6 protein-coding genes are annotated in these 8,539 nt (G+C 43.9%); 2 read left to right on the top strand and 4 right to left on the bottom strand.

Annotated elements, in window-relative coordinates; genetic code table 11:
- Nucleotides 1-59 precede the first annotated feature (59 nt).
- The gene (locus L0J61_RS06750; protein WP_367651944.1) at nucleotides 60-3,017 is read right to left on the bottom strand and encodes an LPS-assembly protein LptD; all 2,958 of its coding nucleotides are present in this window, start codon (nucleotides 3,015-3,017) and stop codon (nucleotides 60-62) included.
- Between the two features lie 445 nt (nucleotides 3,018-3,462).
- Between L0J61_RS06750 and L0J61_RS06745 the strand changes: the two genes are divergently transcribed.
- Complete coding sequence (locus L0J61_RS06745; protein WP_301465564.1) at nucleotides 3,463-4,554, top strand: aminoglycoside phosphotransferase family protein; 1,092 nt, start codon at nucleotides 3,463-3,465, stop codon at nucleotides 4,552-4,554.
- Nucleotides 4,555-4,630: 76 nt separating this feature from the next.
- The gene (murU, locus tag L0J61_RS06740; protein ID WP_301465563.1) at nucleotides 4,631-5,365 is read left to right on the top strand and encodes an N-acetylmuramate alpha-1-phosphate uridylyltransferase MurU; all 735 of its coding nucleotides are present in this window, start codon (nucleotides 4,631-4,633) and stop codon (nucleotides 5,363-5,365) included.
- 240 nt (nucleotides 5,366-5,605) lie between these two features.
- Here murU and L0J61_RS06735 read toward each other — a convergent pair whose 3' ends face one another.
- The 3 genes from L0J61_RS06735 to L0J61_RS06725 all read right to left on the bottom strand — a co-directional run bounded on the left by L0J61_RS06735 (nucleotide 5,606) and on the right by L0J61_RS06725 (nucleotide 8,355).
- A complete protein-coding gene (locus L0J61_RS06735) occupies nucleotides 5,606-5,722 on the bottom strand; it encodes a DUF2474 domain-containing protein (protein WP_301465562.1) in 117 nt (38 codons plus the stop codon).
- 120 nt (nucleotides 5,723-5,842) lie between these two features.
- The gene (gene cydB, locus L0J61_RS06730) at nucleotides 5,843-6,859 is read right to left on the bottom strand and encodes a cytochrome d ubiquinol oxidase subunit II (RefSeq protein ID WP_301465561.1); all 1,017 of its coding nucleotides are present in this window, start codon (nucleotides 6,857-6,859) and stop codon (nucleotides 5,843-5,845) included.
- Nucleotides 6,859-8,355 carry a cytochrome ubiquinol oxidase subunit I gene (locus L0J61_RS06725; protein WP_301465560.1) on the bottom strand — a complete coding sequence of 499 codons (1,497 nt, stop codon included), beginning with the start codon at nucleotides 8,353-8,355 and terminating at the stop codon, nucleotides 6,859-6,861. The genes cydB and L0J61_RS06725 overlap by 1 nt, the downstream gene beginning before the upstream one ends.
- Nucleotides 8,356-8,539: the final 184 nt, after the last annotated feature.

Raw genomic sequence — 8,539 nt, 5'->3', positions numbered from 1 at the left:
ATTACCACTATACAAACAGTACCACTATACAAACAGTACCACTATAAATGTTGTAACGGTTAGTCCTGCCACGCTGTTTGCACAGGGTCAAAGCCCAAAACTTTTTCAGAGAGTAAGCGTGTTAGGCGACTGCTACCACTACCAAGACCATTCAGTCTGACTTCTGCCATAATAGCTTCAGTTGGTCCGTCTTTGATGTTTAGGTCATTATAGTAACGACGACCATAAACTGCAAAACCAAAGCAGCAATCTTCGTAATCAACACCGATTAAAGAGTCGAGCATCTTATCGTTGTTGATGTCATATTGGGTCTGAGCCAATACCCGCCAGTTGTTGTTGACTGGAAAGATTGCAGACGCTGTGACCGCTGATAATGGCAACTGATCTGTATTTTCATCACGTTGACGCTTCACGTAGCCGACATTAAATAGGCTGTCATCAGATGCCTGGTAACGCAGCTCAGTGGTTATATAGTTCAGATCATAGTCACTGGTCAGTGCACCACTAACATCGACCCAAAAATTATTATAAGGTTGTGTCGTGGTATTCCAAACCATCCCCGAAGAGGAAGAGTTAAAGACTGACTGCTGATCGTCAAGTGTTACTCGCCCATCATCTATGTAAAACTGCTCAGCAATGCTACCATCGAAACGTGTCACACCCGTTGCATCGATGTAACGATAGTTTATACCAGGGGTGATAGAGTGCAAATCCTGCAAACGATCATGTCCCAAAAACCAGCTGTTTGAAAACAATTGCTCATAGTTTATAGAGGCAATACGGGTATCAAAGTTAGGGATTTCATTTTGATCTTTATATGGTGAGTATGTGTATTTTACTCGCGGGCTCAGCAGGCGGTAGCCACCCATGGTATCGTCAAATGCACCAAAAGGAGAGCCTGCTTGGTAAAAATTCAGCCCTGCATCGATGCTGGCTTGTGGAACAAATACGGATTGACTGCCGTCTTCTTCACTGAGCTGGTTGTCTTCCAGACTGTCTTCATCATAAGAGGTATAAAGGTGCTGCAAGCTTAGCTCGGGTTTGATATAACCCCACGAGCTTTCTATCGGATAAGCAGCACTCAGCTTGTTGTAAAGCCGCGCCCCACTTTTCTCGTTTTCTGAGCCATCATCGATAGACTTTTTGAAATAGGCAGAGTCGTGGACACCAGTGATATCAATATTCCCTGCTGTCGGTAGGCGATAGTCTAATGTTAATTGTGGTAGACGAGAATACGGTTTGTCTTTGTCTTCTAATGCATCGCCATCGCTATCAAACGCATCAAGTGTTTGAAAGGCTTCAACTTTTAGCTCACCAGTGACATAATCATTATAGTAATTTAGCTGGGCACGTCTTGGTAGATTGACTGTGCTGTCAGATAGCCCAAGTGTGTCAAAGTCATCTAGATAATCAGCATCTGACACATAGCTATATTTGGCATCACCACTCAAACGTGGAATGCTTTTGGATTCCCAAGTATGGTCGTAAAAAAAGCTACTACGATCCTCATCACCATATTCTCTATCGTTTGGTAAGTAAGCACCGTTGAAAATACCTTGACCATAATCCTCAGTTAAATAGCGAAATTCACCTGAGAGCATGGGGTTTCGGTCAGTATATATATGAGTGTTGAGTGTGGCATCGTAGTTAGGGGCTAAATTGAAATAATAAGGCACATCTAATTCTAGGCCGTTTTCACTGTTAATACTGCCGCTTGGCAATAAAAACCCGCTACTTCGGCGATTATCTATCGGGAAGTTAAAGTAAGGCAAATAAAATACAGGGACATCGGCGATGCGGAACGTCGTATCGTAGGCTTCTCCACGACCTGTATCAGTGTCTAAATCGATACTTTTGGCTTCTACTTGCCATTTACGATTGGTGGGTGGACAAGTGCTAAACATCACGCTATCTAATTCATACTGAGTATCGTTAGGTCTGTTCAAGCGTTTGGCATAGCCGTGAGCCTGCATCTCTACACTAGCAAAAGCCACGTCATTGGCAGTTGATTGTCCAGTGTCAGTATTATAATTCAAACTGTCTGCAACCCCAATCAGCCCACCTTGCGATGCTCTGTCGACGAAGTTGGATGCTGTGCCATCTGACGAGTTGTTTGATAGGTTATTACGCGATACTTGCTGGCCGGTTGCTTGGTCGGTAAACAAAACTTTGCCTTGCGCGGCAGCAACACCACTGCCCAAATCTAGCACAACTTTGTCTGCTTCGATATGTTGAGTGCCTTGGTTGATAATGACATTTCCTGATAATTCAGCATAGTCGATATTATCGTAATAAGCATAATCTGACTCTGAAAACAGCGGTGCTTGGTTGTTAGAGGCACTATTTAGGCTGGTTGCTGTCTGTCCACTAACAGATGCAGTCTCATTCACTGCCTGCTGATAGTTAGGGTTTCTATTGGGATAAACCCATTGACCAACACAGCGATGCGCGCTATCTACAGTGCTTGGTAGCAGCTCTAAGTCTCGGCCAACTTCTTGCGTGGTTTGCGTGTTAGGATTTAGCGTATTTTCGATGTCAGACTGTTCAGAGTCTGGGGATTCTGAGTCTATGGTAGCGTCGCTATCATTACTTACTTGTACTTCTGATTCTGGAGTAAGCTCATAAAACTCTGCCAAACGCATCAGGCTTTCTTGGACACTTTCATCACTCATATTGAGTTTGCTGGTATCTTGAGAAGGTTCAAGTGTGATGGTCTCGTTCGCCGTTAACGTGTCATCTTGAATGTCGTCTTGGGCATCATTAATAGCGCTGATTTCTATAGCGCTATTAGAATCACTACTGAAAGCACTGTTATCAAAGGTGTTATCGTTTGAAACAGTACTTTCTGAGTCAGCAGCGTCGAGAGCGGTAGCGTTGGTGAAAACACTGCTATCGGTGTCAGAGGTCTGTATCTGTTGATCGGCATCATTAAGGGTGGCATTGGCTGCCAGGCTAGATAGACCTAAGGCACCAAATAAGACCAAACGGATGCTTTGGTAGAGCGAAGAATATAACAAGGGCACACCTATTATTGCAGAGCCTGTTGGATTGCGAAACTGAGTTTATTTGCGTTCATTTGCCGCCCGACTCTACGACACAGTGTAGCGAATGAAGGTTGGAAACAACACAACTTGATAATCTTACCTCAAGAGTTTGGGTGTTTTATATATAATGACGACTAATCATAGTCAAAAAAAACCAAATCAGCTACACTATTTACCAAAACTAATCATATAAACCATGCGATAGCTTGATTTATGCTGCGAGCGGACATCAGTAATATGCGTCTAGCTAACGAAACGATTTCATTGCAATAGATGTTTCACAAATATTAATGATAGCGGCGTCACTATTTTAGCAAGGTTTTCCCTGCTTTATTACTACTTTAGTTATTTGTTATTTGCGATAGACATTTGATTTTAACTGCCTTTGAAGACCGATAATACAAATTTTGAGACCTATATGACCCAGACAGATACAAATACAAACACAAATGTAAACAGTCGCCAACAGCTGTTAGAGAGTTGGCTACAGCAAGTATTCACAGGTCAAACATTTAAACTTGTTAGTCTGCCAGGTGATGCTAGCGCTCGCCAATACCATCGGATCGAACTGTCAGAAGGTGAAACACTAGCACGGTATATTGTCATGGATTCGGCTGATGAACAAGATGCCATGCGCCAGTTTATTAATGTGGCTAAGTTGATGGCACCCGCGATCAATGTACCTGCGCTTATTGCACAAGATGTAGAGCAGGGCTTTTTGGTGTTACAAGATTTTGGCACAGTGGAGTTTGCTCATTTGCTGGTCGACGCGACACCTGCTCAAGTCGATACGAACTATCAGTTGGCAATGCAGACGCTCGCGGCGTTACAAACGGTGCCTGTCGAGACGGCTAAATCGAAGCACCAGCTGCCAGATTACGACACGGCTTTACTAGATCGTGAGATGGATTTATTTAGTGATTGGTTTATTCCTTATATCGGCGTGGCGCTTGATGAAGTGCTTTGGGACGATTTGAAAGCAGCACTAATAAATGAGATTTTGCAGCATCCGCAGGTGGTCGTTCATCGTGATTACCATAGCCGAAACTTGATGCAAGACCAAGCGAGTACTGCGCAACTTGGTGTGATTGACTTTCAGGATGCTGTGATTGGATCTTATACTTATGACCTGGTGTCGTTGGTGCGTGATGCGTATGTTGAATGGACTGAGAGTCAGATATCTGCATGGATTCACGATTTTTGGCAGCTACAAAAGCAGCACGGTCAGGTCACGGCAGAAAATATAGAGCAGCTAGAAAACGATGTGAATGTGATGGGTATACAGCGGCATTTGAAAGTCTTGGGGATTTTTATTCGCTTATCGCAACGTGATGGCAAAGATCGTTATTTGGCTGATATTCCGAAGGTTATGCGTGATCTGATCATAGAGTTGAACTGGCTTGCTGAGAAAGGTAGTGATGAGATGAAGCATGCAGTTGTACCTTTTACTCAATGGTTAGAAAAAAAGGTGTTGCCCGCCTATAGGCTTAAATTTTCTTCGGCTGTATGAATCCCAATGTACATACTGAAAAGTTAACTTGAGTATATAACTATTATTACGACTATAAAAAGGATCTCGTATCTATATGTCTAAATCAACGATTACGCAAGCAATGATTTTGGCGGCCGGCAAGGGTACGCGTCTGCGCCCGCTAACGCTGGAGACACCGAAGCCATTGGTAGAAGTAGGAGGTCAGCCGCTCATTATTTGGCATATCAAAGCGCTACGTGCTGCAGGTATCAGTGATATAACGATCAACGCATCGTGGTTGGCAGACAAGCTAATGGCTACGTTGGGTGATGGTGCGCAGTATGATGTCAGGCTGCATTGGTCGGTAGAAGGAGAGGAGCCTTTAGAGACAGCAGGCGGCATCTTTCAGGCATTACAAACAGGAAAGCTGCGAGATGAGCCGTTTATCTTAGTCAATTCAGATGTTTGGACGACCTATGATTTTGCCCAATTGCAAGATTATGAGTTGGGCGTTGATCAACTCGCGCATCTGCTATTGATTGACAATCCTGACCACAATAATGGTGGTGACTTTGCTATCAATAATGGTCTGGCTGGTGAGCAGGCGATTGGTAATGCAGAGAAATATACCTTTGCTGGCATGAGTGTTATGTCACCTAGACTCGTCGATGGCTTGGTAGAAAACCAGCCAGCGGCACTTGCGCCATTACTCAAGCAAGCAATGCTAAAATTTCAAATCACTGCTGAAGTGATTTCGGATGATTGGATAGATGTTGGCACACCGGAGCGCTTGAAACAGGTAAATGACTTTATAGAGGATGAAGGTGTCGAAAACCATCGTGGTGCGTGAGGCTTATGCACTCAAATATAATGATCAATGTCAGAGTCTTTTATCGCCACTTTAATGTCGCTACTTTAAAAATGACGACACGCTCTGGACAAGGCTGGTTGTTTTACCCAAAAACACAAATACTTTATCAAACATATTTATATGACTTCACATAAAGTAATGACCTAAAAAAAGCAGCATCGATTTATCGACGCTGCTTTTCTGTTTTATAGTCATTAACGGCAAACTGGGTTGTGGCTGCTAAACACCCATCGCCAATTTAATGAGTTGGGCCATGGTAAAAACCACTAAAAACCCTCCGAGGTATAGTCCAATAAACCACGCCCATTGTGATTTTTTCTTACTGAGTTTTTTCATGTTCACCTCCTACTGATCTGTTGATACGCCTAGCTAAGCTTAATTACTATTAACGACCAATACTTGTTCTTAGTAGTAAATTTCGTAAGCAGTTTACTGCTCAGTACTGCTCAGTACTGCTTAGTACATAGGTTTATGATCCGTTTTACCTTTAAAGGTATAATACGCAAAAGCGGTATAACTTAGGATAATCGGTAACATAATGACAGCACCGATCAACATAAAGGATAAAGAAGTATCAGCTGCCGCCGCCTCATAAATCGTCATTTTGTAGGGCACGATGTAAGGGAATATGGCATAGCAAACACCGATATAACCCATCAAAAATAACAACACGGTCAATAAGAATGGACGGTATTCACGTTCGGTCTTTAATTCTTTATGCATAACAATGTAGAGCACAAGCACGATAATAGGCATAGGCGCTAAATACAGAAAACCTGGTAAGCTAAACCAGCCTTCGAGTGCGTCAATGTCTGAAAAATACATAAACGTCGTGACCACGACCATGGCAACAATCAACGCTGATAGCATGAAGCCAGAGACCTTACGTGCCCATACTTGTAGGCTGTGTTCAGTCTTGATAATAAGCCATGTGGAGCCAAGCAGCGCATAGCCGATGATCATGGCAAAACCGCAGACGATGGAGAAGGGCGTTAACCAGTCAAATGGTCCACCAGTATATAGACGGTTGCTTGCTTCAAGACCCTGTACCAAAGCGCCTAGCATGATGCCCTGTGAGAAAGTCGCCATTACCGACCCGACAAAAAAGAAGGTATCCCAGACATGACGGCGTGCCGAAGATTTAAAGCGGAACTCAAATGCCACACCGCGCATAATAAGACCAAATAGCATGATAGTGACAGGAAGGTATAGACCCGTCATGATAATGCCATAGGCGACTGGAAAAGCGGCGAACAGACCACCGCCACCCAATACTAGCCATGTTTCATTGCCATCCCAGAACGGCGCGATAGAATTCATAATGCGGCTACGGTTTTTATCTGAGCCGGCAAATGGAAACAAAATACCGCAACCCAAATCAAAACCATCAAGCAATACATAGATAAAGACAGATAGAGCGATCAATCCGCCCCAAATTAAAGGTAAGTCTAATACATCACCGAAGTTAAACATTAGCGCAGCTCCTCATCATCTTTGTCATTGGTGTGAGTGCCTACCTCTTCTTTCGTACTCTCTATAGGCTCGTGATCACCGCTCAATGTGCGACCTTGGCTCTCTGTCACTGAGTGCTCATAAAAGTTGTCATCAGCAGGATCTTCATAAGGTTTTGGCCCCTGTGCAATCAAACGCAGGATGTAAAAACTGCCCGCACCAAAGACAAATATATAGAGCACGATAAAGCCAATCAGAGTCGTTGCGACTTGCTGAGCAGCGAGTGGAGACATACTTTCTGCGGTACGAATCACACCGTACACTGTCCATGGTTGGCGTCCTGTTTCGGTGACAAACCAACCAGCCAATATAGCGACAAAGCCAAGTGGTGTCATCATCATCCAAGCACGATGAAACCATATGCTCTCTGGATTGAACTGTTGCTTTTTAAAGTATTTATAGATACTAAATAAGCCGACCAGTACCATAAGCATGCCAATGGCTACCATGATACGAAACGCCCAAAACACGACTATGACTGGCGGTTGGTCTTCAGGTGCCCAGTTTTTGAGACCTTTTACTTCACCATCCAATGAATGGGTGAGAATCAGTCCAGTAACGTAGGGAATGCTTACTTCATAATTATTGGTTTGGTTCTCTTGGTCTGGAATTGCAAATAGACGTAGTGCGGCACCGCGCTCATCCTCCCAGATACCTTCCATAGCCGCAACCTTAGCGGGTTGGTGTTCTAAAGTGTTTAAACCGTGTTCATCACCAATCAATACCTGAGCAGGCGCGACAAATATTGCCATCACCATTGCCATACCCAGCATCACACGTCCGTGCTTACGGTGCTCAGTGTGTTTTTTAGATTGTAGGTAATACGCACCAATACCACCAACGACAAATGCAGTGGTCAAAAATGCGGCTGTCATCATATGAGCATAACGGTAGGGGAATGATGGGTTGAAAATAATCTCAAGCCAATCAGTCGGATAGAGTATACCGTCTGCACCTATCATGAAGCCTTGCGGCGTTTGCATGAAACTGTTGGCGGATAAAATCCAAAATCCTGAAATCAGTGTGCCGATAGCGACGATAGCGGTGGAAGCAAAGTGCATACGTTTGCTGACGCGACCCCAACCAAACAGCATAATACCCAAGAAGGATGCTTCTAAGAAAAATGCCGTCAGTACTTCGTAGGCAAGTAATGGCCCTAAGACATTACCAGCCTTATCAGAGAACACCGCCCAGTTGGTACCAAACTGGTAGGACATCACCACACCCGATACGACCCCTAAGCCAAACACCACGGCAAATATTTTCACCCAGTGTTTATACACCTCGGCGTAAACGGTATCACCGGTTCTCAGCCAACGGAATTCTAGTACTGTTAACCAGCTGGCTAGACCGATAGAAAAAGCAGGAAAGACAATATGAAACGAAATGACAAAAGCGAATTGGATCCGCGCTAACATTAGCGCGTCCATTTGATCGATCATAAATGCAGCGAACATAAACGCCTACCTTTATTGGTTAGCTAAATAAAGCGCAAACTTCCATGGTGCACTCGGGTAACTGTCAGCAATGTTATGGTTAATCATGGCGGACAAGAATCAGTTTTTGATTAGCTGTGAATATTAACGTGATGAACTACCCACTACCTTAGAGGTAGGGGTTTCTTAGGTAATGCTCATACTT

The sequence above is a fragment of the Psychrobacter sp. genome, assembly GCF_030457785.1.
Classification (GTDB): domain Bacteria; phylum Pseudomonadota; class Gammaproteobacteria; order Pseudomonadales; family Moraxellaceae; genus Psychrobacter.
The sequence above is the reverse complement of the archived record's forward strand: the minus strand, read 5'-3'. Positions and strand labels throughout refer to the sequence as shown.